Here is a 25910-nt window from a genome sequence, read left to right as displayed (position 1 = left end):
TTGGCGAAGCCGCGAGTTGTCTGCTACCCCGGTGGCTTTCCAGAGCTTATCCACAGGGTCTTTCAGCAAATCTGTGCATGACCTCCCTGCGCACGGCTACGCTATGGCTGTTATAGGTATTTGTCATGTGCCTAGGCTAGGCGAGGCCATGACGATTGACTAGAATCGAATAATAATCGGAATATTTATTCCAAATTGCTATTGAGGAGTCGGTCATGTCACCACATCTATCAGCTGCTGTGATTCTCTCAGGCGCGTTAGTCCTCATGGGTAGTGTGCAGGCCCAGGAAGAAGCGCAGGAGGAAGTGCTCAGGGTGGGGATGTCGGGAAGCTATTTCCCGTTTACCTTCGTCGAGCAGGACACACTCAAGGGGTTTGAGGTGGATGTCATGCAAGCCGTCGGCGAAGAGCTGGGTGTCGAGGTGGATTTCGTAACCGCGAACTTCTCGGGTCTGTTCGGCATGCTCGAGTCCGGACGCATCGATACCATTGCCAACCAGATCACCATTACCGAAGAGCGCGAGGCGAAGTACCTCTTCACGGAGCCCTATGTCTATGACGGTGCACAGGTGGTCGTCAGGGCGGGTAACGAAGAGATCGAGGGTTTGGAGGACCTCAAGGGCAAGCGGGTAGCCGTCAACCTTGGCTCGAACTATGAGGAGTTGCTGCGTGAGCTGCCCTACGCCGACGAGATTGATATACGGACCTACGACAGCAATATCGAGCAGGATACCGCGCTGGGTCGCGTCGATGCCTTCGTCATGGATCGCGTCAGCGCCACGCAGGTGATCCAGGAGCGTTCGTTGCCGCTGCAGCTTGCCGGTGAGCCGTTCTCCACCATTCGCAATGCGCTTCCGTTCCGCGATACCGAGGCCGATCGTGCCCTGCGTGACCGGGTCGACGAAGCGCTCGCCACCCTGCGTGAGGACGGCACCCTGGAGGCCATCTCGGAGCGCTGGTTCGGCATCGACATCACGCGTCAGTGAGGCCTTGAGCGTTCGCTATGCGCGTTCTCGATCTCGACTACATGCTGGGGCTGGTTCCCATCCTGCTGCGTTATCTGCCGCTCACGCTGCAGATGGCGACGGCAGGCATGGTGTTCGCCCTGGTGCTCTCCTGCGGGCTGGCCGTGATACGCGTGCTCAAGATCCCGGGGCTGAACGCGGCCACCATCCTGTTCATCTCCTTCTTTCGCGGCACGCCCCTGCTGGTCCAGCTTTTCCTGTTCTACTATGGCTTGCCGCAACTGCTTGCCTTCCTGACGCAGATAAACGGTATCACGGCTACCATCATGGGGCTGACGCTCCACTTCTCGGCGTACATGGCGGAGTCGATACGTGCCGCCATCGTGGGTGTCGACCGCAGCCAGACCGAGGCGGCGCTGTCGATCGGCATGACCAATGGCCAGTTGATGCGCCGTATCGTGCTGCCGCAGGCCACTCGCGTGGCCGTGCCCACGCTGATGAATTACTTCATCGACATGATCAAGGCGACTTCGCTGGCCTTTACCCTGGGGGTCACGGAGCTGATGGGGGCGACACAGAAGGAGGCGGCCGGTAGCTTTCTCTATTTCGAAGCCTTCATTACGGTGGCCATCATGTATTGGGTCATTGTCGAGTTGCTGGCCTGGTTCCAGGGGTGGCTGGAAAGACGACTCAACAGGGCTTATCGCAGATGATCCGGATCGCCAACCTCGTCAAGCGCTTCGGCAGCACGACCGTGCTGGACGGCATTGACCTCGACATCGAACAGGGTGAGATCATCGTCGTGATCGGTCCTTCCGGTACGGGCAAGTCGACCCTGCTGCGCTGTCTCAATTTCCTCGAGCGTCCCGATGCCGGGCGTCTCGTCATCGGGGATCTGGACGTCGATGTCACCCGGGCCAGCCGGGCCGAGATCCTGGCGGCGAGGCGCCGCACGGCATTCGTCTTCCAGAACTACGCGCTCTTCGCCAACAAGACGGCACTGGAGAACATCGCCGAAGGGTTGATCGTGGTCAACCGCTGGCCCAAGGCCAAGGCTCACGCCCGGGCCCGCGAGATCCTCCAGCGCATCGGTCTGGCGGACAAGGCGGATGCCTATCCGGCTTCGCTCTCGGGGGGGCAGCAGCAGCGGGTCGGCATCGGCCGGGCCATGGCGGCTCAGGCCGAGGTGATCCTGTTCGACGAACCGACCTCCTCGCTCGATCCCGAGTGGGTCGAGGAGGTACTCGGCCTGATGAAGCAACTCGCGCGCGAGCGTCAGACCATGCTGGTGGTGACCCACGAGATGGGTTTTGCCAGGGACGTGGCGGATCGCGTGGTGTTCATGGAAGGTGGGCGCATCGTCGAGCAGGGGCCACCTTCACAGCTCTTCAACGCCCCTCGGGACCCTCGCACGCGTGATTTCCTGCGCAAGATCCTGGCGGGGCAGCCTGCCTGATGGGCTTGTCCGGATGGGAGGTCGAGCGAGTTGTGCGATAATGAGGCCATAGACCCACAGGAGACCCCATGACCGTACACGAGGAGCTCGACGTGGCGCTGCGCCGCCTCGAGGCCACCATGAAGGCCACCAACATGTGGCGCATGAGTGCGCCGCGTCCCGAAGCGTTCGACAGCCAGCAGCCGTTCTGCATCGATACCATGAACTTGCCGCAGTGGCTGCGCTTCGTGTTCATCGCTCGCCTCGATGCGCTGGTCGAGGCTGAAGCGCAAATGCCGGAAAAATGCGACGTGGCGCCCGTGGTCGATACCTACCTGGCCCAACAGGGCACGCGTGCCACCGATCGCCTGCTGTTGTGCAAGGCGGTGGAAGAGATCGACCGCCTGATTACCGAAAATTGAGCGACACGAGGTGGCTAAGAAGGTATGCCGTACTACTTCGCCTATGGCAGCAATATGAACGCAGCGCGAGTCGAGGCCCGCATCGGTGAGACACGGCGTTGCCTGCCGGGTGTGCTTCACGATCACGCACTGCGTTTCGACAAGGCTTCACGGGTGGCGAGCATCGCCCATGCCAATATAGCCCCTTCAGCGGGGGAGCAGGTCGAGGGCGTGTTGTTCGAGCTGGTCGAGCCCGCCCAGATCGAACGGATGGACCCTTTCGAGGGACACCCGCACGACTACGAGCGGCACCGTCTGCCCATCGCGACCGCTGTGGGTGTCATCGAGGCCTGGGTCTATATCGCCGCGCCCGGCACCACCGCGCCATCCCTCAGGCCGGCGCGGGAGTACCTGGATCATCTTCTGGCGGGCGAGCCCTTCCTCAGTGCCGATTACCATGGTCGCCTGGCCAACGTCGAGGCGATACACGGCCTGGAAGATCACATCCTCACCCTGCTCGGCTTGTCGCGCCAGACGCCGCGCTAAGGCGCCCTTGACGTAATGCAGACGAAACGGGCGAGGCTCGCCGGTTGGCGGGCTTCGCAGCGTTCGGGGCAGCTTTCAGAAACGGTAGCTGAGGCCGGCCATGAAGACCCAGGGGTCGATGCTGACCTTGCCTACGTCTTCTCCTTCAATGCTGGCATCGGTATCGATGTCGACGTACCAGGCGGCAGCGTTGATGCCCCAGCTATCGTTCAGGCGAACATCCAGGCCCAGTTGGCCGGCGAGGCCCCATGAGCTGTCGAGGTTCAAATCGACCTCGCCGACATTGAGAATATGTACGGTCGCGCTCTCGTCGAAGAAATGCGTGTAGTTGAGCCCGATGCCGGCGTAGGGCTGGACGTGGGCGCCGGTGCCGCCTAAAGGGTAGTACTGCAGGGTCAGGGTCGGCGGAAGGTGCTTGGTGGAGCCGGTTGCCGCACCATCGGCAATCGAGATGTCATGCTTGAACGGCAGTGCCGCCAGCAGTTCGATGCCGAGCTTGTCGTGGAACAGGTAGCCTAAGGTGAAGCCCAGGTTGGTGTCGCTGTCTACATCGACCTCCAGCCCGGTCAGCCCAAGCGCATCGATTTCTCCGTTATCGCTTTTGGGGTCGACATGGGCGACGCCCACGCGGGTGATGAAATCGCCTTGGTTATAGGCAAGCGCCTGGCTGCTTGCAAAAAAAGCAGTGGCGGCCAGGCTAGCGGCGAAAAGGGCGGGAAGGGCTTGATTGCGCATGAGTCGACTCCTGTCGTTGAAATGACGCAGCCTGAGCTGCTTCGAACGAAGGCAGTCTACTCAGCGCTTGGTGGCTTGTTCTTGATCCAAGGCAATAGTTGCTTTCGGCAACCAAAAAGGGATTCGGCATGCTTGTTTGGTTGTCTATGTCAGAACGAAGAACGCCGGGCACAGGGCCCGGCGTTGGCATACTATCAGCCTGGTTCGGCTCAGAAGCGGAAGGTGACACCGCCGCCGATGGTCATCGGATCCACTTTAGCTTCTCCAATTTCGCTGCCATCGACAGAGATGTCGGAATCGACATCGGCATAGTTGGCGAAGCCGTTGAGCATGAAATTGTCAGTAATGGCGAGGTCTATACCCACCTGGCCTACGGCTCCGAAGGAGCGGCGGGCACTAACGTTTTCCGGCTCACCGGAGAAGCGGGTGTAGTTGAGGCCTGCCCCGACATAGGGCTGCACCTTGGAATCCAGCCCGCCGAGCGGATAGTAGTTGACCAGCAGGTTGACCGGCATGCGGTCGATGGTGTTGGTGCCACCGCCGAGCGATACATCATGCTCTATTTTTTCGGAGCCGTTTAGCTCGACGCCCACCTTGTCGTGGAACAAGAAACCGGCACCATAGGTAAAGCCGGTTTCACCGCTACTGATACCGTCGACGATGCCATTGTCGGAGCGAGTATCGGACTTGGCAAAGCCGCCGCGCACGAAGCCATCACCGGCGTTGTAGGCCAGGGCTGCCTGGCTGGCGAAAACAGAGCCGGCAGCGAGGGCAACCACGGGAATCAGGCGAATTGGTTTCATTGCTGTGTCCTCCAGGTTTCAGCTGGCCGGAGGTTCCGGCGAGATTGGACAGTGCTCAGTATAAGAACAGTGTTTCTAAAAGTCCTGTTTAAAAATGTTATCGCCCGCAGGCACTTGTTTGATTGCCTTAAAGCCGCGAAGCTCTAATGTCGCTTCTATGCATATTGAAGATTGGCGGACTTTGCGGTGTATAACAATTGCTGTGATGCAGCATGGCGTGGGATGCGCCCTGCAGCTAAGCCTTGAGTAGGCGAACCAAGAGGCACGACGATGAGAGTAGAGGCTGAGGGACGCCCCGTTTGGCTGAGTTTGGGGGCTATGCTGGTTGCCGCGGCGCTGGCGCTAGGGCTGTTGATTCGCCCCGAGCTGATCAGTGCAATGCCCATGACGCTGCGGCTGCCGGTCATCGTCCTGGGCGTGTGGGCCCTGGGGGCGGCCTTCATGCAGCCGTTGGGGCTGGAGTTTCGGCGTCCTTGGCTGCGGTACGCCACGACACCGCCGGCAAGCCTGGCGGCGCTGGGTATCTTTACGCTGATCGTGATAGTCCGTGCCGTCTGGCTGGCGTGAGCAGGCGACAAGAGAAAGCCGCCCGTGGGCGGCTTTCTCTTTGTTGCGTGGCGCCGTGGCGCCGGATCATCATGCTTCTTCGAAGGTATCGAAGTCAGCGGTCACACGCAGGTCCGGCTCTTCGGTAGCCAGGCTCGCCACCACGATGGCGATATACGCCAGGATCACGCCCGGCACGATCTCGTAGAGGTCGAAAAGGCCACCGGACAACTCGGCCCAGACCACCACGGTCACGCCACCTACCACGATGCCGGCAAGCGCACCCCACTTGTTCATGCGGCGCCAGTAGAGCGACATGATCAGTGCCGGGCCGAAGGCGGCACCGAAGCCTGCCCAGGCATAGGCCACCAGGTCGAGCACCGTAGCATCGGGGTTGAGCGCCAGCAGATAGGCAAGTACGGCGATGGCGATGACGGCCAGGCGACCCACCCAGACGAGCTCGGTCTGGCTGGCGTCCTTGCGGAAGATCGCCTTGTAGAAGTCATCGGTCAGCGCCGAGGAGGAAACCAGCAGCTGTGAATCGGCGGTGGACATGATCGCGGCCAGGATGGCGGCAAGCAGGATGCCGGCGATCACCGGATGGAAGATCAGGTTGACCATGACCATGAATACCGTTTCGCCATCAGCCAGATCGCGTTGCACGAAGCCCACGCCAAGCAAGCCCACGGCCACCGAGCTGACCAGTGCGATCGCGGTCCAGGTCACGGCGATGCGACGGGCGGCGGGAATGTCGCGATCGCTGCGGATGGCGGCGAAGCGCGCCAGGATGTGCGGCTGGCCGAAGTACCCCAGGCCCCAGGCCAGCGAACTGACGATGCCGATGAAGGTCAGCGCCTCGCCGGTCGAAGCGTCGCGGAACCAGGAGAGCATATAGTCGCTCTCGGCGGCGAGGGCGGCACCGGCGCCGCTGGTGCCGCCCAGTTCGCCGAAGGCGATGATCGGCACGATGGCGAGCGCCGCGGCCATCATCAGGCCCTGGATCAGGTCGGTCCAGGAGACCGCCAGGAAGCCGCCGAAGAAGGTATAGGAGATCACCGCGATGGTGCCGATGGTGACCGCCACGGAGTAGTCGTAGCCGAATACCGTCTCGAACAGGCGGCCGCCAGCGACCAGGCCGGAGCTGGTGTAGAAGAGAAAGAACATCAGAATGAACACTGCCGAAATCACCCGCAGCAGCTGCGACGTATCACGGAAGCGGTTGGCGAAGTACTCGGGCAGCGTCAGGGCATCGCTCACCTTGAAGCTGTAAAGACGCAGGCGCCGCGCCACGATCAGCCAGTTGAGCCAGGTGCCGATCAGCAGGCCCACGGCGATCCAGCTCGCCGAGATGCCGCTGACGTAGGCGGCACCGGGCAGACCGAGGAGCAGCCAGCCCGACATGTCCGATGCCCCGGCGGATATTGCCGATGTCCAGGGCCCCAGCGAACGCCCGCCCAGGATGTAATCGGAGAGATTGGTCGTGCGCTTGTACGCCACGATACCGATGCCGAGCATCAGCAGGAGGTACACCACGAAGGTGAAACCGATTGCCATATTATTCTGAACCATAAGGGGTTCCTTCAGTGTTTTTGTGGTAAATGATGAGCGCGTTCACTCATCTCCCAGCGCAAGCAGTGACGCGTTACCGCCCAGCGCGGCGGTATTGACGGTCACGGTTTTTTCCGTGGCGAAACGCAGCAGGTAGTGCGGTCCGCCAGCCTTGGGTCCGGTACCGGAAAGGCCCTGCCCGCCAAAGGGTTGGACGCCTACGACGGCGCCGATGATATTCCGGTTTATGTAAACATTTCCAACACGAATTTTCTGTGCCACGAGCTGGGCAAAGGATTCATTGCGACTATGAACGCCGAAAGTCAGCCCGTAGCCCTTGGCATTGATGGAATCGAGCACTTGTTCGATCTCGCTGGCCTTGTAGCGCACCACATGTAGGACCGGGCCGAACTGTTCGCTTTCCAGGGCGTCGATGGCGTCGATACGGAAAGCGACCGGTGGCACGAAGGTACCGTTAGCGGTGTAGGAGGGATCCAGACGGGTTTCGGCCAGCAGGCGCCCCTCGCCCTTGAGTCGCTCGATGTGAGCCATCAGGTTCCTGCGTGCATCGTCATCGATCACCGGCCCCACGTCAGTGCCCAGGTCGCGCGGGTCGCCAACATGGAGCTCCTCCATGGCGCCGCGCAGGATCTCGATGACCCGGTCGGCTACGTCGTCCTGCAAGTAGAGGACGCGCAGGGCACTGCAGCGTTGGCCGGCACTCTGGTAGGCGGACTGGACCACGTCGGCGACCACCTGCTCCGGCAGCGCGGTGGAATCGACGATCAGCGCGTTCATGCCACCGGTTTCCGCCACCAGCGCTGGCAGCGGGGCGTTCTCGCGCGCGGCAAGGGCACGGTTGATGATCTGGGCGGTATCGGTCCCACCCGTGAAGGCAACACCGGTGATGCGTGGGTCGGAGGTGAGCACGCTGCCCACGGTGGGGCCGTCCCCCGGCAATAGTTGCACCACGTCGCGCGGCATGCCGGCCTCGTAGAGAAGTTCCACCACCCGGTGGGCGACGATGGAGGTCTGCTCGGCGGGCTTGGCCAGTACGCTGTTGCCGGCGACGGCGGCAGCTACCATCTGACCGCAGAAGATCGCGACCGGAAAGTTCCACGGGCTGATCGCGGCGAACACGCCCTTGCCACCAAGCATCAGCCGGTTCGACTCGCCGGTAGGGCCGGGCAACTCGATCGGCTCACCGAACTGCTCTTCGGCGCGCATGGCATAGTAGCGACAGAAATCCACGGCTTCGCGGATTTCGTCGACACCGTCGGTCAGCAGCTTGCCGCCCTCACGGGAACACAGCGTCATCAGTTCGGCGAGGTTCTCCTCCATCAGATCGCCCAGGCGACGAATGATGGCGGCGCGCTCGTTCACGGGCGTGGCCTCCCAGCGCGGAAAGGCAGCCCAGGCGGCATCCACTGCGCGAGCAGCCTGGTCGCGGCTGGTCCACTGCACGCTGCCGACTCGCTGGCGGCGATCGTAAGGACTGAAGACCTCATGCACGCTGGCCGGGTCGCGGCTGACTTCGAAGGCAAGAAGCGGGCCGACATCATAGCTGCGCTCCATGAAACCCGACATGGCCTTCATCAGCGGTTCGTAGTGGCTGCGCACGTTGAGGTTGACCCCCTTGGAATTCTTGCGCTTCTCGCCATAGATATCGCGGGGGAGCGGGATTCGCGGGTTGGCGTAGGTGCGGTACTGGTTCAGCGTTTCCACCGGATGAACGCAGAGCGATTCCACCGGAACCTTGGGGTCGACCAGTTGATGCACGAAGGAGGAGTTGGCACCGTTCTCGAGCAGGCGGCGCACCAGGTACGGCAGCAGGTCCTTGTGGGCCCCCACCGGCGCATAGATACGACAGTAGGTACCCTGGGGAGCGCGCTTGAGCGCTGCCTCGTAGAGTGCCTCGCCCATGCCGTGCAGGCGCTGGAATTCGAAGGGGCGTGTGGCTTCGTTGGCCATCTCGAGGATAGTGCTGATGGTATGGGCGTTGTGCGTGGCGAATTGCGGGAAGAGACGGGCGCGGGTCTCATCGGAGAGCAGAAAACGCGCACAGACCAGGTAGGCCACGTCGGTGCAGGCCTTGCGGGTGAAGACCGGATAACCCTCGACGCCGAGCTGCTGCGACTCCTTGATCTCGCTGTCCCAGTAGGCGCCCTTTACCAGGCGCACGGGGATCTCGTCTCCCTGTCGGTCGGCCAGGCGGTTGAGGTAGTGCAGCACCGGCAGGGCGCGCTTGGAGTATGCCTGGACCACCAGCCCGAAGTGCCCCCAGCCCTTGCACGCATCGCTTTCAAAGACGGCACGGAACACTTCCAGCGACAGCTCAAGGCGGTCGACCTCCTCGGCGTCGATGGTCAGTGCCACGTCACGTTGGCGTGCCATGGCGACCAGCTCCCGCACGCTGTCGACCAGTTCGCGCAGGATCTGTTCGCGGCGGCCGAATTCATAACGCGGATGCAGCGCCGAGAGCTTGATCGACACGGAAGGCGCCGGCGTGCGGTCGGAGAGCTTGGTGCTGGTCAAGCCGACCCGCTCGATGGCGCGCGCGTAGTCGTCGAAGTAACGCTTGGCATCGTCACGTGTTCGCGCCGCCTCGCCAAGCATGTCATAGGAATAGGTGTAGCCTTTGTCGAATAGCGGGCGAGAGCGCTTCAGCGCCTCGTCGATGTCGCGGCCGAGCACGAACTGCTTGCCCATGATCTTCATCGCCTCGTACATGGCGCGGCGGATGACTGGCTCGCCCATGCGATTGACCATGCGATTGATGAAGCTGGTCGGCTTGCCGTCTCGGGGCTTGTCGAGCGTGACCACGCGGCCGGTCATCAGCAGCCCCCAGGTAGAGGCGTTGACCAGCCAGGACTCACTCTGGCCCATGTGTGCCTTCCAGTCGGCCGGCCCCAGCTTGTCCTCGATCAGGGCGTCGGCCGTTGCCGTATCGGGAATGCGCAGCATGGCCTCGGCCAGGCACATCAGCATTAGCCCTTCATGGGTGTCGAGGCTGTACTGCTGGAGCAGTTCGTCGATCGTGTCGACCGCAGTATCCATTTCGCGGACCTCTCGGACGAGCTCGGCGGTCTTGCCCGCGATGCGCCTGAAGTCCTCGGGGTCGGCGCTGATCACGTCGACCAGTTGCTGGACGAAGGTTTCTTCGTCCGCTACGTAATGTTCACTGATGCGCGCGAAGAGGGCATCGAGATCCTGCTGCCAGGTAGCAGCGTTCAGCATGGTGTCGGCGTTGAGCATAGGAGTCCCCCGGATGTCCCCGTCCTGAAACGGCAAAACGCCATGTGCGTGGCAGTCTGCCCGAACATGGGTGTGTCTTCCTTGACTGTAGGGGGGACGCGCGCAGACTGCTTGCCAAAAAGCCGGGAGGATTTGCAGATTTCGCGGGAGTTTGCATCGGCGGGCTTGAAATTACGACTTAAGTCGCATGTGCTAGACGGTTGGGTGTGTTGATGGTGGCACGTTCCAGCCCGCTGCGGCGTACGTGGCTGGGCGGGCAGCCGAACGTGCTGCGAAATGCATGCGACAAGGCGCTCTGGTGGGCAAAGCCGGTATTCATGGCGATCTGCGACAGCGGCATGCGGCTCTCTTCGAGCAACCGGCGAGCCGCTTCCAGGCGCCGGCGGCGCACGTACTGCCAGGGGGTGAGGCCGGTCTGCTCACGGAAGCAGCTGCTGAAGTGCGCTTCGCTGAGACAGGCCTGGCCGGCGAGGTCGGCAACGGAGATCGGGGCGGCCAGATGGCGGTCGATGAAGCGGTCCAGCTTGACCAGATCCAGACGGCGCGTCTTTTCCGAGGACGAAGTGCCGCCGAGCCTGGCATGCAAGCAGCCCAGGAAGGTGGCGGCCAAACGGTCGCTCTGGGCGGCGCTCAAGCCATCCTGGTTGCCCTCCTGCTCGAGCAGCAGAAACTCGAGGTAATGCTTGAGGGGCTTGTCCAGGGCGAAGAAGCGCGGGGCGTCGAACAATCGTGAGAGTTCGTGATGGTAACCCGTGAGCGAGGGGGCATCGGCCGGCAGATCGAGTATGAGCTGACGGTTCTCGCCCTGGCCGACGTAATAGTGCACGTGGTTGGCAGGCACGATGCAACCGGAGAAGGCGGAAATTGCACCCCCCAAACCTTCGATCTCGAACTCCGCTCGCCCCTGCAGGCCGATGACGATCTGATGGTAATCATGGGCGTGATGCTGGGTGGCGGTATCAAGCGGAATCTGGCGTATGACGCTGGACATGAAGTTCTCCCGCCTGTCGCTGTCGGGCCAGAGCATACCACACCCGGTTCCCGGGCAACGCTATGGCTGGTGGCGCTGCCTCTCGCGCAGCCGGTGGTGAGAGGCGAGATGATCGCGCAAGGCGGTCAGTTCCGCGCGACCGGCCTTGTCGAGCAACGGCTTGCCTTGGGCAACCTGCCAGGGGCGCCCGTGCTCCTGCATCAGTCGTTGGGCTCTTCGCCTTACGCCGTCGAGATAGTCATCGTGGCGAATGGGATAGTTCACCACGATGTTCCACTCCGTTTCCCCGACCTGATTCGTCAGGGCCTTATCGAACAGGTCCAGCAGGTGCTCCGGCTCGGTCCGGTAACGCGGCGTGCGAGAGAGAAGCAGGATCGAGACGACTCCGCCAATGACGAACAGGCAGACCGCGAAGATGAGCAGGAAGAGCGCCATGTCAATGCCACGCTGGAGGGTAGTGCGCAGGCCGGAAGCGGCGCCGGGCCAAACGCTCTACTGCACGAGCTGGAGCGGGTGAAGGGAATCGAACCCTCGTCTTAAGCTTGGGAAGCTTCTGCTCTACCATTGAGCTACACCCGCAAGGCGTTCGATAGTAAAACCAATGGCTTGAGCTTTGCAAGCCGGCACATGTCCTTGGCTCTCCTTGCTGTATAACCTTCTGTTTTGCCGTGCATTTCTCATGCCCTCGAGCGGCTTTCCCAAGCGACGCTCATCCCCCGGCGAGCCAGTTGACCGCGAGCAGAAAAAAAATTAGCGAACAGTGGCGAACTTTTTTGCTTGCTGCTGTCATATCTGGTACAGGCAGCAGCGCGATGGCAGTCGCTAACACTGTTGCTCTGGCTCGCAGTTTCGATCTTGCCGCCCATGACCCCATGGGCGGTTTTTTTTGTGCATTGCCTGGCGGGCGTATGCGCTGGGCAGCCAGCCCGGGAGAACCGGGCTGGTTGCGATAGAGGTAGGGGGCCTGCTGTCAACCCCGCCTTTGAGGGGGCTCAGGGATGCCGCATGCGCAAGATGGCAGTCAGCACGTCGCGGCGGGTTACGATGCCGCACAGGCGGCCTTGCTCGGTCACGGGGTAGACCTTGGGCTTCTGGCCAAGCATTTCCTGCGCCAGGTCGGTGATGCTCTTTGTCGGTGGAACCGATAACACCTCGTTGCGCATCAGTTCCCTGACCAGGGGCGCCTCGTCGTTGAGGTAGGCGCTCTGCAGCAGCTTGCCCATCACGTCCTGCTCTGAAATGAAGCCGATCAGGCAGTCATGGTCGTCGACCACAGGCACGCCGGGCAATCGGTGCAGCGCCAGGCCCTTGGCCAGCGTGGTGATCGAAGTGGTGCCAGTGACCCGATAGCAATCCCGGGACATGATCTCGCGAACGATGGTGGGAGCCCTGTTGAGCATGGCGCATCTCCTTGTTCGAGCGCTCTTGGCGGGACACTTTCAGCATAGCCGAGTCGCCTTTAGCGGCGCTGATGTCTTCAACACCTGGCCAACGCTCTACCCGACTGAGCGGTCAGAATGTCAGGCGCCGGAACACGCCTGGCGTGTCTGGCTCGAAGGGCAAAATGGAGCGGAAAGGACTAGCTTGGGGAGATGAAGCTGGCGAGCTTGGCCCGCCAGAAGGAGGAGAAACCAATGGACGCACGTGAATACCTTGCAAAGAAGGGGCTCGACGGTAACCGAGACGAAGACCGCCCCAACACCCTGGAGGAAAAGGCATGGGAGCGCGCCCGCCAGTCAGGTGGACGCCAGCCGCATGCCGGCACGCCTTATGACTGGGAGGACTGGGAACGTTATCACGATGCGTTGGCCGAAGGCGCCGAGACCATAGAGCAGAAAATCGATCGAGAAGCTCATCGCCGGACCCACGCATTGGCAGAGGAAGGGGGCGACGGAGGCGGGGCAGTACAGCAGTTCGAGCCGGTGAGGGAGAGCCCTCTGTCATCCGGCCATAGCGATCACGCTGCGATGCCTTCAGGGCAGCAGGCATGGCAAGCGTCGGCGGCCTTGCGTCTATCCTTCAAGCTACTGGCCATCCTGCTGCCTCCCTTGGCGGTCGGGCTCGCCCAGGGGGGAGCTCGGCGAGTTGCGGTCAGCTTGCTCCTTACCCTACTGGGTTGGGTTCCGGGCTGCCTCTATGCCTGGTCGTGGCTGAAGCGCCAGCTGGCGTGACAGCGCTTGTTTGCAATACCTTCGGAAACGAACAGTTTGACGAGAAACGAAAATAACCGCGGCTTTTCTGCAACGTGTGTGTTGCAGCAACATCAGGACTGTTTTAGCTGTTCTTTCGACTAAGGTCTAGGTAATAAATCGAGCTTGAGCGTTGCCCTGACCCTACCTCTAGGCTAGTCTCGCTATCGTAAACGAACATTTTCAGGTTCGTTTTGATTGAAATCGAACATTTTCATTGTTTCTTCGTTCGTTCCGATCATATCGAACCTGGTCATCGACCCATAAAAACAACAGGGCGAGGCGATGTCCTACCTATTCTCCATCGACCAAGACATGGCCAACCTGCGCGCCATACGCTTCGATCATTCTCTACCGCCGCTGACCGTCGCTCAGCGGGAGCTAGCCCAGTCCTTTCCCGGTGACGCAGGGGGCAGGCACGATGCCGACGCGACCGCCTCGGCCCGTGAGTTGCTCAATGCCGGCTGGCAGGTGGCGGTAGAGCGAGTCAAGCGCGCGCGCAGCAGCACGATCCTTTGGCTCTGCCACCTTGCCGCTAGCCGGCTAAGGCACCGGCCGCTTCGCGGTATTTCAACGACTCCATAACGATGACAAAGAGTTCAGCATGTCTCTGATACTTGAAAACATCGATCACGTGGTCAATGGAGCCACGCATATCGAAGACGTCAGCCTCGAGCTGGCGCCCGGCTCCTTCAACGTCCTGCTGGGGCGAACCCTGGCCGGCAAGACGACGTTGATGCGGATCATGGCCGGGCTGGAGTCCCCCACGCGCGGCAGGGTATGGATGCACGGGGAGGACGTGACGCGCCGGTCGGTGCGCAAGCGCAACGTTTCGATGGTCTATCAGCAGTTCATCAACTACCCGGGGCTCACCGTATTCGACAACATCGCCTCGCCGCTCAAGCTGGCGCGGGTGCCGCGGGAGGAGATACGCCGTCGTGTCCACGAGACGGCCAGCATGCTGCACATCGAGCATCTGCTGGACCGCTACCCGGCAGAGCTCTCCGGCGGCCAGCAGCAGCGCACCGCCATGGGTCGAGCGCTGGTAAAGGACGCTGATCTGATTCTCTTCGACGAACCGCTGGTCAACCTCGACTACAAGCTGCGCGAGGAATTTCGCGAAGAGCTGCGCGAGCTTTTCAAGGCGCGTAACTGTATTGCCGTCTACGCCACCACCGAACCCAACGAGGCGCTGGCGCTGGGCGGCCACACGGCGGTACTTCACGAAGGGCGCCTGCTCCAGTATGGGCCCACCGAGGACGTCTATCACCGCCCCCGGGACGTGTTGACTGCCGAAATGTTCTCCGAACCGCCCATCAATGTGGTGCCGGCCATGGTGTCCGGCGCCGAAGTGACCTTCGACCGCAGCGTGCATTTTCCGCTCAACCGGGACCTCGCCGGACTGGCGCCGGGCCAGTATCAGTTCGGGGTGCGGCCTTCGCAAATCGGGCTCGAGCGACAGGCGGAAGACGACCTCGAGCTGGAGGTCACGGTCGATCTGGCCGAGATCAGCGGCTCCGAGACCTTCCTGCACGTGCGCAACGACCTCTTCCAACTGGTGCTTCACCTGGGCGGCGTGCATGAGTTCGCCGTCGACCAGCCGCTCAAGGTCTACTTCCCCACGCACAAGATCTATGCCTTCGACCGCCATGGCGACGTCGTGCATGTTCCCGCACGGCCAGGAGCGCACTGATGGCACAGATCACGCTCAAGTCGCTGGCGCACAGCTATTCGCCGAACCCCGCGGGTCCAGAGGACTATGCCATCCGCGAGATGGAGCACGTCTGGCAGCAGGGCGGGGCCTATGCCCTGCTAGGGCCGTCAGGCTGCGGCAAGTCGACACTGCTCAATATCATTTCCGGCCTGTTGACCCCTTCGGCCGGGCAGGTGCTGTTCGACGAGCAGGTAATGAACGAGCTGCCGCCCGAGGAGCGCAACATCGCCCAGGTGTTCCAGTTCCCGGTGGTCTACGACACCATGACCGTCTACGACAACCTGGCCTTCCCGCTGCGCAACGTGGGTACACCCGAGGCCAAGGTGCGCGAGCGCGTGGCAGAGGTGGCCGATGTGCTCGATCTCACTTCGCTGCTCAAGCGCAGGGCGCGCAACCTCACCGCCGACGAGAAGCAGAAAGTCTCCATGGGGCGCGGTCTGGTGCGCGACGATGTCTCGGCGATTCTCTTCGACGAGCCGCTCACAGTGATCGATCCTCAGCTCAAGTGGAAGCTCAGGCGCAAGCTCAAGGAGATTCACGAGCGCTTCAACATCACCATGATCTACGTGACCCACGATCAGCTCGAGGCATCGACCTTCGCCGACAAGATAGCGGTCATGTACGAGGGACAAGTGGTTCAGTTCGGTACCCCACGCGAATTGTTCGAGTCGCCGGCGCACACTTTCGTCGGCTATTTCATCGGCAGCCCCGGGATGAATTTCGTCGAGGTGGCCCGTACGGACAGCGGCGCTCGCGCCGGCACGGTTGATCTTTTGCTCCCGCCCGCCCTGCGCGACGCCATCCACCAGGCCCGGTCGCGCCATATCAAGCTGGGAATCCGCCCGGAGTTCGTCGAGGTGACGAGCGAACCGGGACAGGACACCTACGAGGTGGAGATCGCCACGACCCAGGATCTCGGGACCTACCGGATCGTGTCGTTCGCCTTCGCCGGCGAGACCTTCCGTGCTCGCCTGGAAGAAGACCAGCCGCTGCCGGGACGCATCGCCCACATTCGCTTCCCCGAGGCGCGGTTGCACCTGTATGTCGATGAGTTCCGCGTGGAGGTGGAGCGATGAACAAGGTCCAGAACAACCGGGCATGGTTTCTGATCCTGCCCATGCTACTGCTGGTGGCGTTCTCCGCCATTATCCCGCTGATGACGGTGGTCAACTATTCCGTACAGGACGTGTTCGACGCCCATACGCGTTTCTTCACCGGCACCGAGTGGTTCGAGGCCACTCTCAACGATCGCTCGCTGCAGGCCGCTCTGCTGCGCCAGTTCGCCTTCTCCTTCACCATCCTGGCGATCGAGGTGCCGCTTGGCATCGGCATCGCCCTGCTGATGCCCAAGCGCGGCTGGCAGGCTTCTGCGGTACTGATCCTGATCACGCTGCCGTTGCTGATTCCCTGGAACGTCGTGGGCAGCATCTGGCAGCTCTTCACCCGCGGTGACATCGGTCTGATGGGCGTGGGTATCCGGGAGATGGGCTACGCCTACAACATTACTCGCAATCCTGCCGATGCCTGGGCCACCATCATCCTGATGGACGTGTGGCACTGGACGCCGTTGATCGCCCTGCTGTGCTACAGCGGCCTGCGTTCGATCCCGGATGCCTACTACCAGGCGGCGCGTATCGACCGGGCATCGAAGTGGGCGGTGTTTCGCTACATCCAGTTGCCCAAGCTCACCAACGTCCTGGTGATAGGCGTGCTGCTGCGTTTCATGCACTCCTTCATGATCTACGCCGAGCCGTTCGTGCTCACCGGTGGCGGGCCAGGCAGCTCCACCACTTTCCTCAGCCAGTCGCTGACCACCATGGCCATCGCCCAGCAGGACCTGGGGCCGTCGGCGGCATTCTCGCTGATCTACTTCCTCATCATCTTGCTCGTGTGCTGGATCTTCTACACCGCGATCATGAACAGCCAGAAAGATACCCCTCAGGGAGGAGCCTGACATGACCCGCTCCATACCGACCACCCCCGAGAGCGTCCATCGGCAGGCTGCCGAGAGTGCCGCCAGGCGTCGCAAAAGGGCCCGTCCGGCGAGCACGCGCTGGCGGCGGCGTGCGCTGCTGGGTATCTACCTCGTCTTCGTGATGCTGCCCATCTATTGGCTGCTCAACCTGTCATTCCAGTCCAACAGCGAGATTCTCGGCAGCTTTTCGTTCTGGCCGCAGAACTTCACTCTGGGCAACTACATCGGCATCTTCACGGATTCGAACTGGTACATGGGCTACGTCAACTCGCTGGCCTACGTACTCATGAACATGCTGATCAGCATCTCGGTAGCGCTGCCCGCCGCCTACGCCTTTAGTCGCTTCAGGTTCATCGGCGACAAGCACCTGTTCTTCTGGCTGTTGACCAACCTCATGGCACCGCCGGCGGTGTTCCTGCTGCCCTATTTCCAGCTCTATTATTCGGTGGGCTTGTTCGATACCCATATCGCCGTGGCGCTGGCCCATTGCCTGTTCAACATCCCGCTGGCGGTATGGATCCTCGAGGGGTTCATGAGCAGCGTGCCCAAGGAGGTCGACGAGACCGCTTACATCGATGGCTACACCTTCCCGCGCTTCTTCGTCACGATCTTCCTGCCCATGATCCGCTCGGGAATTGGCGTGACACTATTTTTCCTGTTCATGTTCTCCTGGGTGGAGCTGCTGCTCTCGCGCACCCTCACCTCGACAGGTGCGCAGCCCATCGCCTCGATCATGACACGCACCTCGACCGCCTCGGGCATCGACTGGGGGACCTTGGCTGCCGCCGGGGTATTGACCATCCTGCCGGGCATCGTGGTGGTCTACTTCGTTCGTAACCACATCGCCAAGGGCTTCGCCCTGGGTCGGACCTGAAGGGGAGGAATTCACGATGGATTGGATGGTCTGGACGCTCCCCACGGCGATTTTCTTCTCCGTCATCGCCGCCATTCTACTCGGCATGACGGCCTGGGAGCTCGCCTCCCCCACGGTGGAGCGGCGCGGTTTCCTGCCGATCGCCACCACTCGCGGCGACCGGCTCTTCATCGGCTTGCTTTCCGCCGCCTATATCCACCTGGCCGTGGTCGGCTTCACCGAGCTTTCGATTTGGTTTGCCCTGGGGGCTTCTGTCCTCTGGTTGCTGGTGCTGATGCGCTGGGGCTGAACCAAGGCAGTACGGACGATACCCGCGTCAAGGATGACTCACCACACGCAGAAAGAGGTCAACATGAAGAACAAAAGGATCCCAATGACGGCTATCGCGGGCAGCCTGCTGCTTGCCTCGGCCGGCGTGCACGCCCAGTCCGACGATGCCCGCGCGATAGCCGAGCGGCTCGTCGATGAGCACTTCCAGAACTCGACGCTCTCTCGTGAGGAACAGATCGAAGAGCTGCTGTGGTTCGCCCAGGCCGCCGAGTCGTTTCGCGGCATGGAGATCAATACCGTCGCCGAGGGCCTGACCACGCACGTGTGGGAACGCGACGTGCTGGCACCGGCCTTCGAGGAGCTCACCGGCATCGAGGTGACCCACAACATCATCGGCGAAGGCGATGTAGTGGACAACATGCAAACCCAGATGCAGACGGGGCGCAACATCTACGACGGTTATGTCAACGACTCCGATGCCATCGGCACTCACATCCGCTACGGCACCACCATCAACCTGACGGAGGCGATGGAGAACGAGTGGGCTGACTATACGCTGCCGACCCTCGATCTCGACGACTTCATCGGTCTGCAGTATGGCACCGGGCCGGACGGCAATCTCTACCAGTTGCCCGACCAGCAGTTCGCCAACCTCTACTGGTTCCGCTACGACTGGTTCCAGCGCGAGGATTTCCAGGAGCAGTTCCGCGAGATCTATGGCTACGACCTGGGCGTACCCACCAACTGGACGGCCTACGAGGACATCGCCGAGTTCTTCACTGAACACGTCGGGGAGATCGACGGCGAACAGGTTTACGGCCATATGGACTACGGGCGGCGCGACCCGTCGCTGGGCTGGCGCTTCCATGACTCCTGGCTGTCCATGGCCGGCATGGGGAGCCCCGGCGTGCCGTTCGGCAATCCGGTGGACGACTGGGGCATCCGGGTCGATGAGGAGAGCCGCCCGGTGGGCGCGAGCGTCAGCCGCGGTGGGGCGACCAATTCTCCGGCCTCGGTGTTCGCCGTGACCAAGATGGTCGAGTGGCTCGACAAGTACGCTCCTCCCGAGGCGCAGGGCATGACCTTCGGCGAAGCCGGGCCGGTGCCCGCTCAGGGCAACATTGCCCAGCAGATCTTCTGGTATACCGCGTTCACGGCCGACATGACCGATCCGGGACTGCCTGTCACCGATGAAGAGGGCAACCCCAAGTGGCGCATGGCGCCGTCGCCCACCGGGCCTTACTGGGAAGAGGGCATGAAGGTTGGCTACCAGGACGTGGGTTCATGGACCTTCTTCGACTCCACGCCCGAGGACCGTCGTACCGCGGCGTGGCTGTTTGCCCAGTTCACCGTATCCAAGAGCGTGTCGCTGGAGAAGCTCATGGCCGGCCTCACGCCGATTCGCGAGTCCGACATCTTCTCCGACCAGATGACCGAGCTGGCGCCCAAGCTGGGGGGACTGGTCGAATTCTATCGTAGTCCCAACGAGTCCAACTGGACGCCTTCCTCGACCAACGTGCCGGACTATCCGCGCATGGCACCGCTGTGGTGGCAGAACCTGGCACCCGCCGTCAGCGGCGAGGTCTCCCCGCAGGAGGCGCTCGATGATCTAGCCAGTGAGCTCGACAACATCATGGCGCGCTTGGCTCGGGCCAATGTGTTCGAAGCCTATCCGCCGATGCTCAACGAGGAGCGCGACCCGGAAGAGTGGCTGTCGCAGGAAGGCTCGCCCAAGGCCAAGCTGGATGACGAGATGCCCCAGGGCGTGACCGTGCCTTACGACGAGATGATGGAGGAGTGGATGGCCGCCGGTACACGTTGACGGCCTGCGTCAGGCTGCGGCCTGGTACGGCCTTCCGGCCCGATATGTCGACCAGCATGTCGGGCCCCACAATCCTGCGTGTTTCCGGTAGCGTCCGGGTCATCCCAGGCCCCGTTCGGCGCTCGCCGAACGGGGCTTTTGTCTGCATAGGGTCCGCACATGGAACTGCGTAGCAACAACATCAACAAGCTGGGCGGCGAGGTCTTCGACGTTTTGATCGTGGGCGCCGGCATCAACGGTGCATCCGCGGCGGCGGCCCTGGCCGGAAAAGGGGTTCGAGTCGCGCTGATCGAGCGTGGCGACTTCGCCGGCAGTACCAGCATGCATTCATCCAACCTGGTATGGGGCGGCATCAAGTACATGGAGAGCCGTGACTTCGCGTTGGTCAGAAAGCTCTGCATGAGCCGTAATCACCTGATCAGAAGCTATCCTGCCACGGTTCAGGAGATTCGTTTCCTGACCACCATCACTCGCGGCTTCCGCTACCACCCGCGCTACCTGTGGGCCGGCGCCTGGCTTTACTGGCTGATTGGCAATGGCTTCACGCGAATACCACGCTTCCTGTCGCCCAAGCGGATTCGCGAAAGCGAAGCGATCATCGACACGCGCCAGGCGGTTGGCGGTTTCGAATACTCCGATGCCTACCTGCACGACAACGATGCCCGTTTCGTCTTCAACTTCGTTCGCGGGGCGCTCAACTATGGGGCGGTGGCGGTGAACTATGTGGAGTCGCTGGGGGCCCGTCGCGCGGGCAATCGTTGGATGACGAAAGCACGCGATGTCGTGACCGGTCATGAGGTCGAGGTGTGTTCCAGGGTCCTGATCAACGCCGCCGGCCCCTGGGTCGATGAGCACAACAGCCTCACTGGACAAGCCACGGACTACCGTCATGTCTATTCAAAGGGCATCCACCTCATCGTGCCGCGCTTGACCGACAGCCGTCGCGTACTGGCGTTCTTCGCCGACGATGGGCGGCTGTTCTTCGTGATTCCCATGGGGCCGCGGACCTGTATCGGTACTACCGACACCCGGGTCGAGCGTCCCGAGGTGACGGCCACCGAAGAGGACATACGCTTCGTCCTCGACAACATCAACAAGCGCCTGGAGCTCGATGCCCCGTTGGGCAAGGAGGACATCATCTCCATCCGCTGCGGCGTACGCCCCCTGGCCGTCAGAGCCGAAGGAGGCAACAGTCGCGACTTCCTGCAGCTTTCGCGCAAGCACGCCATCGAGATCAATCGGGAGGATGCGCATCTGAGCATCTTCGGGGGCAAGCTCACCGACTGTCTCAACGTGGGTGAGGAAATCGTCGAAGCGATCGGCAGGATGGGAATCGAGGTGCCTTACCCCAAGCATCGCTGGTACGGCGAGCCGCCCGATCAGATGCGCCGTGAGTTCCTGCACCAGGCGAAACTCATGCGACTCGACGACCTCACGGCCGGCGACGCTTCCGAGCCGCTCTCGACCCGGCTTTGGCGGCGTTACGGTACGCACGCGCTGGAGATGCTCGAGGAGATTCGCGAGGATCCGCGCCAGGCAGAAGTTCTGATCGAGGGCACCGAGTATCTACGCTGCGAGCTGCACTACGCCAAGCGGCGCGAGATGATCACTCGCTTGGAGGATTTTCTGAGGCGTCGCTCCAAGATCGCCTTGGTCGTACACGAGGAGGCCATGCGCCAATCCCCTGGCCTGCGCGAGGCGTGTGCGATCCTGTTCGGCGCCGATGCCGACGCCCGTCTGGAGGAGTATTTCGCTACCACGCGGCGCGAGCGCGGTGAGGAGGCAGTAACAAGTGGCGGTGCCGTGAGCGAGCCGGCACGATCGGCCGCGCCCGGTACGTGAACCTGCGGACGCACGGTGGATTGAAGCGCGGCCGGATGGCGCTATAATCCTCCGTCAACTCTATTTTATGAAAGAGGTTAACCGTGGGTTATCTCATCGGCGTGACTGCGCTCTGGGCCTTCTCGTTTTCGCTGATCGGTGTCTATCTGGCCGGCCAGGTAGACAGCTATTTCGCAGTACTGATGCGTGTCGGCCTGGCGGCTCTGGTTTTTCTGCCGTTTCTGCGACCGAAACGGCTGGTGGGGCGACAGCGGCTTGCCCTGATGGGGTTGGGGGCCGTGCAGCTCGGCGTCATGTACATCTTCTTCTACCAGTCCTTCCTGCTGCTGTCGGTGCCTGAGGTGCTGCTGTTCACCATCTTCACGCCGCTCTACGTGACGTTGCTCGACGATGCCATGTTCGGCCGCTTTACGCCGTTCTATCTGCTCACGGCCGCCCTGGCGGTGCTGGGCGCGGCCGTCATCCGCTACGATGGCGTCGATAGCGGCTTCTGGCTCGGCTTCCTGGTGGTGCAGGGGGCGAATTTTTGTTTCGCGCTGGGCCAGGTGGGCTATCGTCGCCTCTCGTCATCGCTGCCTGAAGCACTGCCGCGGCACAGCGTCTTCGCCTGGTTCTATCTCGGTGCCATGATCGTGGCGCTGCCGGCCTTCGCCCTGCTCGGCAATGCTTCCGCTCTGCCCAGTAGCGGTCTGCAGTGGGGTGTTCTCGCCTGGTTGGGGCTGGTGGCCTCGGGGCTGGGCTACTTCCTGTGGAATCTGGGCGCAACCCGCGTGGATGCCGGAGCGCTGGCGATCATGAACAATGCCCTGATTCCCGCGGGTCTTGCCGTCAACCTGCTGATCTGGAATCGCGACGCGGACCTGCTGCGGCTGGCGCTGGGCGGGGCGATCATCGTGGGCTCCCTGCTGCTCAACGAATGGTGGCTGCGTCGCCGGGCCCCGGCCCCTGCCTGAGCCGCGTTTGCCCGTCATGCGCCCAGCGCCCATAATGAGCGGCCATGATCCGAGAGGCGAGGGCATGCGAAAAGAGCACGACGGGTTCAAGAACATCGGTCTTATCGGCCGCCTGGGCAGCGCCAAGGTGGTCGAGACCCTCAAACGCCTGATGCGCTTCCTCGATCAGCGAGGCCTGCACGTCATCGTCGAGGATCGTACCGCTACCGTGCTGCTCGATCACGGTCATCCCGAGGCCAGCCGTCGTACCCTGGGGGAACTGTGCGATCTCGTCATCGTGGTGGGCGGCGACGGCAGCCTGCTTGGCGCTGCCCGAACGCTGTGTCACAGCGGCACCCTCGTGCTAGGCGTCAATCGGGGTCGGCTGGGCTTCCTCACCGATATCTCCCCCGAAGAGCTCGAGGAGCGGGTCGGGCATGTGCTGGACGGACAGTTCGAGGTCGAGGAGCGCTTCCTTCTCGATGCTGAACTCTATCGCGACGGCACCCTGGTAGGCAGCGGGGACGCCTTGAACGAGGTGGTACTGCACCCGGGCAAGGCGGTGCGCATGATCGAATTCGAGCTGTTCATCGACAAGCAGTTCGTCTGCAGTCAGCGCAGCGACGGCCTGATCATGGCCACGCCCACCGGCTCGACCGCCTATGCGCTGTCGGGCGGCGGCTCGATCATGCATCCCAAGCTCGATGTGATCGAACTGGTGCCGATGTTTCCCCATACCCTGTCCAGTCGTCCCATCGTCATCGATGCCGGTAGCGAAATCCACGTACACATTGGCGAGACCAACCAGACCTATCCCCACATCAGTTGTGACGGCCAGACACGTGCCGTGGCCAAGCCTGACGATGTGCTGGTGGTGAAGCGCAAGCCGCAGCGGGTGCATCTGGTGCATCCCCTCGGTCACAACTTTTACGAGGTCCTGCGCAGCAAGCTGGGCTGGAGCAACCGGCTGGGAGATTGATGTGAGGCAGGCGGCAGTCGAAGGATACGATCTCATCGGTGACGTGCATGGATGCGGGGCCACGCTGGCCGTGCTGCTGGAGAAGCTGGGATACCATCAGCGTGGTGGCGTCTACCGGCACCCAAGGCGCAAGGTAATCTTCCTCGGCGACCTGATCGACCGCGGCCCGCGCATCCGCTTGGCGGTATCGATCGCCCGACGCATGGTGGAGGAGGGCGAGGCGCATATCGTCATGGGCAACCATGAATACAATGCGCTGGCCTACTGCCATCACGCGCCTCGACACCTTGGGCGCGAGTGGCTGCGTGAGCATTCGCCGCGGCACAACCGCATCATCAAGGAGACGCTCGAGCAGTACCGCGACCATCCGGCAGAGTGGGACGAGACCCTGACCTGGTTCATGGATATCCCGCTCTATCTGGACTTCGGTGAGTTCCGGGTGGTGCACGCCTGCTGGGACCAGGCGCTGATCGATGTGCTGGAGCGCGAGTGTCCGGGAGGCGTCATCGACGAGCCGTTTCTGCAGCAGTCCGTAGCGTCCGACACGCAGGCCTATCGGATCCTCGACCGGCTGACGCGCGGCGTGCACCTCCCCCTGCCGGAAGGCATGGAGATCCACTCGGGCGATGGCTTCACCCGGCGCAGCTTCAGGGCCCACTTCTGGGCTCGCAAACCGCGTACCTGGGGGGACATCATCTTCCAGCCCGACAATCTTCCCGACGATCTGGAGTCGCGCGAGCTGAGCACGGCGGAGCGCGAGCGCCTCCCCCATTACGGACTCGACCAGCCACCGCTATTCATCGGCCATTATTGGTGCGAGGGCATCCCGGCGCTGCCTACGGCCAACATTGCCTGCCTGGACTACAGCGCGGTGAAATTCGGCCGGCTGGTGGCCTATCGCTGGAGCGGAGAGCAGCGGCTGAACGCCAACCACTTCGTCTGGGTGAGGGTGCCGCAGGAGGAGGCGGCGAGGCCACGGCCGTGGGAGATCGACTTCGATTGAGCGCCGGATCGGCGATACAAAGTTTTACAACTTTTTTTATCGTCGCCCTGAACTTCCCTTCGTTTGGCCCATCAGAGTAAGTGTTCCCTTGAATGATCCCTTGCTCTTGTCCGGCGGCCCCCCTTCCGCCGGATTTTTTATGGGCGTCCGTCTCGATTTGAGAAAAGGGCCGCTGCGGCGCAAGATGCTCGTCTAAGGTTAGTTCAGGAAGAATTCATGTATCGCATCATGCTGTTTCCCCATGCAACGGATACCAGCGAGCTTCGTCGCGCGTTGTGGGCTCACCGGATCGGACACCGCTTCACCGAGGAGGCGGAAGGGCAAGTGCTGTGGCTTGCCGACCCGGACCAGCATGATGCTCTCATGCAAGTGCTGACTCGCTGGCAGCGCGGCGAGCGGATCATGCCGGAGCGCCGCCGGCGCTCGACCGGTGGCGCCTCCCTGGCGGCTGCCTTGCGCCTGGCGCCGGTCACGGCCACGGCCGTGGCCATTTCCCTGCTGATCTTTGCACTGATGTACCTGCTCGGAGACATCGTGGTGGCCATGCTGACCATCGTGCCGGTCGCCGTCGTTGGCGGCGGGCTGGCCTTCGGTAGCCTGACCGAAGCGCTGGCCTCGGGTCAGGTTTGGCGCTTGCTATCGCCTGCGTTTCTTCACTTCGGCTGGATGCACCTGATCTTCAACATGATGTGGTTGTGGTATTTCGGCCGTCAGGTCGAGACGTTGCAAGGTAGCAGGCGAATGCTCGCGATCCTGTTGGTGGCCGGTATCGGCGCCAATCTGGCGCAGTATACGAGCGGTACCGCGCTGTTCGGTGGTATGTCGGGTGTCGATTTCGCCCTGCTCGGCTATGTCTGGCTGATGTCGCGCCGCGTCCCGGGCAGCGGTTTCTTCGTGCCGCAGATGCTGGTGGTGTTCATGCTCGGCTGGATGGTATTCACCATGACCGACATGGCTGCGGCGGTCGGATTCGGCAACGTGGCCAACGAGGCTCACCTGGGCGGGTTGGTCGTGGGACTGGCTATGGGATGGTATTATTCGAGCCGTGCTCAGCGCCTTCCCTGAGCTGCTATTGCGAGAAAATT

Annotated in this window: 26 protein-coding genes and 1 tRNA gene; 19 read left to right on the top strand and 8 right to left on the bottom strand. The window is 62.1% G+C overall.

Going from position 1 to position 25910, the window contains the following annotated elements; genetic code table 11:
* Window positions 1-266: 266 nt before the first annotated feature.
* From ACOJCM_RS18030 to ACOJCM_RS18010, 5 genes are all read left to right on the top strand, one after another.
* Window positions 267-986 (top strand): amino acid ABC transporter substrate-binding protein, encoded by a 720-nt coding sequence (locus ACOJCM_RS18030; protein ID WP_445213439.1) that lies wholly within the window; start codon window positions 267-269, stop codon window positions 984-986.
* Window positions 987-1003: 17 nt separating this feature from the next.
* A complete protein-coding gene (locus ACOJCM_RS18025) occupies window positions 1004-1678 on the top strand; it encodes an amino acid ABC transporter permease (RefSeq protein WP_445213438.1) in 675 nt (224 codons plus the stop codon).
* Window positions 1675-2421 carry an amino acid ABC transporter ATP-binding protein gene (locus ACOJCM_RS18020; RefSeq protein WP_445213437.1) on the top strand — a complete coding sequence of 249 codons (747 nt, stop codon included), beginning with the start codon at window positions 1675-1677 and terminating at the stop codon, window positions 2419-2421. The genes ACOJCM_RS18025 and ACOJCM_RS18020 overlap by 4 nt, the downstream gene beginning before the upstream one ends.
* Before the next feature lie 68 nt (window positions 2422-2489).
* The gene (locus tag ACOJCM_RS18015; protein WP_445213436.1) at window positions 2490-2822 is read left to right on the top strand and encodes a YqcC family protein; all 333 of its coding nucleotides are present in this window, start codon (window positions 2490-2492) and stop codon (window positions 2820-2822) included.
* A gap of 24 nt (window positions 2823-2846) precedes the next feature.
* Window positions 2847-3347, top strand: a complete 501-nt coding sequence (locus tag ACOJCM_RS18010; RefSeq protein WP_445213435.1) for a gamma-glutamylcyclotransferase family protein — start codon at window positions 2847-2849, stop codon at window positions 3345-3347.
* A 75-nt stretch (window positions 3348-3422) separates the two neighbouring features.
* Here the strand turns inward: ACOJCM_RS18010 and ACOJCM_RS18005 are convergent, their stop codons facing one another.
* Together ACOJCM_RS18005 and ACOJCM_RS18000 are read right to left on the bottom strand one after the other, a co-directional pair.
* Window positions 3423-4082: an OmpW/AlkL family protein gene (locus tag ACOJCM_RS18005; RefSeq protein ID WP_445213434.1), complete on the bottom strand. Its 660-nt coding sequence runs from the start codon at window positions 4080-4082 to the stop codon at window positions 3423-3425.
* A gap of 209 nt (window positions 4083-4291) precedes the next feature.
* Entirely contained in the window at window positions 4292-4885 is a 594-nt protein-coding gene (locus ACOJCM_RS18000; RefSeq protein ID WP_445213433.1) for an OmpW/AlkL family protein, read from the bottom strand.
* Window positions 4886-5155: 270 nt separating this feature from the next.
* On the opposite strand from ACOJCM_RS18000, the gene ACOJCM_RS17995 reads away from it, so the two are divergent.
* Window positions 5156-5452, top strand: coding sequence for a hypothetical protein (locus ACOJCM_RS17995; protein ID WP_445213432.1), 297 nt, complete (start codon window positions 5156-5158; stop codon window positions 5450-5452).
* Between the two features lie 69 nt (window positions 5453-5521).
* Here the strand turns inward: ACOJCM_RS17995 and putP are convergent, their stop codons facing one another.
* From putP to ACOJCM_RS17965, 6 genes are all read right to left on the bottom strand, one after another.
* A complete protein-coding gene (gene putP, locus ACOJCM_RS17990) occupies window positions 5522-7000 on the bottom strand; it encodes a sodium/proline symporter PutP (protein ID WP_445213431.1) in 1479 nt (492 codons plus the stop codon).
* Between the two features lie 42 nt (window positions 7001-7042).
* Window positions 7043-10234 carry a bifunctional proline dehydrogenase/L-glutamate gamma-semialdehyde dehydrogenase PutA gene (gene putA / locus ACOJCM_RS17985; protein ID WP_445213430.1) on the bottom strand — a complete coding sequence of 1064 codons (3192 nt, stop codon included), beginning with the start codon at window positions 10232-10234 and terminating at the stop codon, window positions 7043-7045.
* Window positions 10235-10412: 178 nt separating this feature from the next.
* Window positions 10413-11225: an AraC family transcriptional regulator gene (locus ACOJCM_RS17980; RefSeq protein ID WP_445213429.1), complete on the bottom strand. Its 813-nt coding sequence runs from the start codon at window positions 11223-11225 to the stop codon at window positions 10413-10415.
* Between the two features lie 60 nt (window positions 11226-11285).
* A complete protein-coding gene (locus tag ACOJCM_RS17975) occupies window positions 11286-11660 on the bottom strand; it encodes a hypothetical protein (protein WP_445213428.1) in 375 nt (124 codons plus the stop codon).
* A 70-nt stretch (window positions 11661-11730) separates the two neighbouring features.
* A tRNA-Gly gene (locus ACOJCM_RS17970) sits at window positions 11731-11804 on the bottom strand.
* Between the two features lie 413 nt (window positions 11805-12217).
* Window positions 12218-12625 carry a CBS domain-containing protein gene (locus tag ACOJCM_RS17965; RefSeq protein ID WP_445213427.1) on the bottom strand — a complete coding sequence of 136 codons (408 nt, stop codon included), beginning with the start codon at window positions 12623-12625 and terminating at the stop codon, window positions 12218-12220.
* Between the two features lie 234 nt (window positions 12626-12859).
* Here ACOJCM_RS17965 and ACOJCM_RS17960 point away from each other — a divergent pair, with 234 nt between their 5' ends.
* The 13 genes from ACOJCM_RS17960 to ACOJCM_RS17900 all read left to right on the top strand — a co-directional run bounded on the left by ACOJCM_RS17960 (window position 12860) and on the right by ACOJCM_RS17900 (window position 25890).
* A complete protein-coding gene (locus ACOJCM_RS17960) occupies window positions 12860-13396 on the top strand; it encodes a YqaE/Pmp3 family membrane protein (protein ID WP_445213426.1) in 537 nt (178 codons plus the stop codon).
* A gap of 303 nt (window positions 13397-13699) precedes the next feature.
* Window positions 13700-13999: a hypothetical protein gene (locus ACOJCM_RS17955; RefSeq protein ID WP_445213425.1), complete on the top strand. Its 300-nt coding sequence runs from the start codon at window positions 13700-13702 to the stop codon at window positions 13997-13999.
* Between the two features lie 19 nt (window positions 14000-14018).
* Entirely contained in the window at window positions 14019-15107 is a 1089-nt protein-coding gene (locus ACOJCM_RS17950) for an ABC transporter ATP-binding protein (protein WP_445213424.1), read from the top strand.
* Window positions 15107-16204, top strand: coding sequence for an ABC transporter ATP-binding protein (locus ACOJCM_RS17945; protein WP_445213423.1), 1098 nt, complete (start codon window positions 15107-15109; stop codon window positions 16202-16204). The genes ACOJCM_RS17950 and ACOJCM_RS17945 overlap by 1 nt, the downstream gene beginning before the upstream one ends.
* Entirely contained in the window at window positions 16201-17082 is an 882-nt protein-coding gene (locus ACOJCM_RS17940; RefSeq protein ID WP_445213422.1) for a carbohydrate ABC transporter permease, read from the top strand. The genes ACOJCM_RS17945 and ACOJCM_RS17940 overlap by 4 nt, the downstream gene beginning before the upstream one ends.
* A gap of 1 nt (window position 17083) precedes the next feature.
* Window positions 17084-17977, top strand: a complete 894-nt coding sequence (locus ACOJCM_RS17935) for a carbohydrate ABC transporter permease (RefSeq protein WP_445213421.1) — start codon at window positions 17084-17086, stop codon at window positions 17975-17977.
* Between the two features lie 16 nt (window positions 17978-17993).
* The gene (locus ACOJCM_RS17930; protein ID WP_445213420.1) at window positions 17994-18266 is read left to right on the top strand and encodes a DUF2160 domain-containing protein; all 273 of its coding nucleotides are present in this window, start codon (window positions 17994-17996) and stop codon (window positions 18264-18266) included.
* 63 nt (window positions 18267-18329) lie between these two features.
* Window positions 18330-20069 carry an ABC transporter substrate-binding protein gene (locus tag ACOJCM_RS17925; protein ID WP_445213419.1) on the top strand — a complete coding sequence of 580 codons (1740 nt, stop codon included), beginning with the start codon at window positions 18330-18332 and terminating at the stop codon, window positions 20067-20069.
* A gap of 159 nt (window positions 20070-20228) precedes the next feature.
* Entirely contained in the window at window positions 20229-21911 is a 1683-nt protein-coding gene (locus ACOJCM_RS17920; protein WP_445213418.1) for a glycerol-3-phosphate dehydrogenase/oxidase, read from the top strand.
* An 83-nt stretch (window positions 21912-21994) separates the two neighbouring features.
* On the top strand, window positions 21995-22864 hold the full coding sequence (locus tag ACOJCM_RS17915) for a carboxylate/amino acid/amine transporter (RefSeq protein ID WP_445213417.1): 870 nt from the start codon (window positions 21995-21997) through the stop codon (window positions 22862-22864).
* Between the two features lie 64 nt (window positions 22865-22928).
* Entirely contained in the window at window positions 22929-23822 is an 894-nt protein-coding gene (locus ACOJCM_RS17910) for an NAD(+) kinase (protein WP_445213416.1), read from the top strand.
* A 1-nt stretch (window position 23823) separates the two neighbouring features.
* Window positions 23824-24825, top strand: a complete 1002-nt coding sequence (locus ACOJCM_RS17905; protein WP_445213415.1) for a metallophosphoesterase — start codon at window positions 23824-23826, stop codon at window positions 24823-24825.
* A gap of 216 nt (window positions 24826-25041) precedes the next feature.
* Window positions 25042-25890, top strand: a complete 849-nt coding sequence (locus ACOJCM_RS17900) for a rhomboid family intramembrane serine protease (protein WP_445213414.1) — start codon at window positions 25042-25044, stop codon at window positions 25888-25890.
* Window positions 25891-25910 lie beyond the last annotated feature (20 nt).

The organism is Billgrantia hypersalina (genome assembly GCF_052584175.1).
Note: the sequence above shows the minus strand (reverse complement) of the source record. Positions and strands in the feature narration are given on the sequence as shown.

Bases quoted from the DNA above. Each gene is read 5' to 3' on its own strand.
- ACOJCM_RS18010 (WP_445213435.1), top strand. From the start codon at position 2,847: ATGCCGTACTACTTCGCCTATGGCAGCAATATGAACGCAGCGCGAGTC.
- putP (WP_445213431.1), bottom strand. From the start codon at position 7,000: ATGGTTCAGAATAATATGGCAATCGGTTTCACCTTCGTGGTGTACCTC.
- ACOJCM_RS17920 (WP_445213418.1), top strand. From the start codon at position 20,229: ATGGAACTGCGTAGCAACAACATCAACAAGCTGGGCGGCGAGGTCTTC.
- putA (WP_445213430.1), bottom strand. From the start codon at position 10,234: ATGCTCAACGCCGACACCATGCTGAACGCTGCTACCTGGCAGCAGGAT.
- ACOJCM_RS17960 (WP_445213426.1), top strand. From the start codon at position 12,860: ATGGACGCACGTGAATACCTTGCAAAGAAGGGGCTCGACGGTAACCGA.
- ACOJCM_RS17945 (WP_445213423.1), top strand. From the start codon at position 15,107: ATGGCACAGATCACGCTCAAGTCGCTGGCGCACAGCTATTCGCCGAAC.
- ACOJCM_RS17995 (WP_445213432.1), top strand. From the start codon at position 5,156: ATGAGAGTAGAGGCTGAGGGACGCCCCGTTTGGCTGAGTTTGGGGGCT.
- ACOJCM_RS18005 (WP_445213434.1), bottom strand. From the start codon at position 4,082: ATGCGCAATCAAGCCCTTCCCGCCCTTTTCGCCGCTAGCCTGGCCGCC.
- ACOJCM_RS18000 (WP_445213433.1), bottom strand. From the start codon at position 4,885: ATGAAACCAATTCGCCTGATTCCCGTGGTTGCCCTCGCTGCCGGCTCT.
- ACOJCM_RS17930 (WP_445213420.1), top strand. From the start codon at position 17,994: ATGGATTGGATGGTCTGGACGCTCCCCACGGCGATTTTCTTCTCCGTC.
- ACOJCM_RS18015 (WP_445213436.1), top strand. From the start codon at position 2,490: ATGACCGTACACGAGGAGCTCGACGTGGCGCTGCGCCGCCTCGAGGCC.
- ACOJCM_RS17980 (WP_445213429.1), bottom strand. From the start codon at position 11,225: ATGTCCAGCGTCATACGCCAGATTCCGCTTGATACCGCCACCCAGCAT.
- ACOJCM_RS17925 (WP_445213419.1), top strand. From the start codon at position 18,330: ATGAAGAACAAAAGGATCCCAATGACGGCTATCGCGGGCAGCCTGCTG.
- ACOJCM_RS17935 (WP_445213421.1), top strand. From the start codon at position 17,084: ATGACCCGCTCCATACCGACCACCCCCGAGAGCGTCCATCGGCAGGCT.
- ACOJCM_RS17950 (WP_445213424.1), top strand. From the start codon at position 14,019: ATGTCTCTGATACTTGAAAACATCGATCACGTGGTCAATGGAGCCACG.
- ACOJCM_RS18020 (WP_445213437.1), top strand. From the start codon at position 1,675: ATGATCCGGATCGCCAACCTCGTCAAGCGCTTCGGCAGCACGACCGTG.
- ACOJCM_RS17940 (WP_445213422.1), top strand. From the start codon at position 16,201: ATGAACAAGGTCCAGAACAACCGGGCATGGTTTCTGATCCTGCCCATG.
- ACOJCM_RS17900 (WP_445213414.1), top strand. From the start codon at position 25,042: ATGTATCGCATCATGCTGTTTCCCCATGCAACGGATACCAGCGAGCTT.
- ACOJCM_RS17965 (WP_445213427.1), bottom strand. From the start codon at position 12,625: ATGCTCAACAGGGCTCCCACCATCGTTCGCGAGATCATGTCCCGGGAT.
- ACOJCM_RS17910 (WP_445213416.1), top strand. From the start codon at position 22,929: ATGCGAAAAGAGCACGACGGGTTCAAGAACATCGGTCTTATCGGCCGC.
- ACOJCM_RS18025 (WP_445213438.1), top strand. From the start codon at position 1,004: ATGCGCGTTCTCGATCTCGACTACATGCTGGGGCTGGTTCCCATCCTG.
- ACOJCM_RS17955 (WP_445213425.1), top strand. From the start codon at position 13,700: ATGTCCTACCTATTCTCCATCGACCAAGACATGGCCAACCTGCGCGCC.
- ACOJCM_RS18030 (WP_445213439.1), top strand. From the start codon at position 267: ATGGGTAGTGTGCAGGCCCAGGAAGAAGCGCAGGAGGAAGTGCTCAGG.
- ACOJCM_RS17975 (WP_445213428.1), bottom strand. From the start codon at position 11,660: ATGGCGCTCTTCCTGCTCATCTTCGCGGTCTGCCTGTTCGTCATTGGC.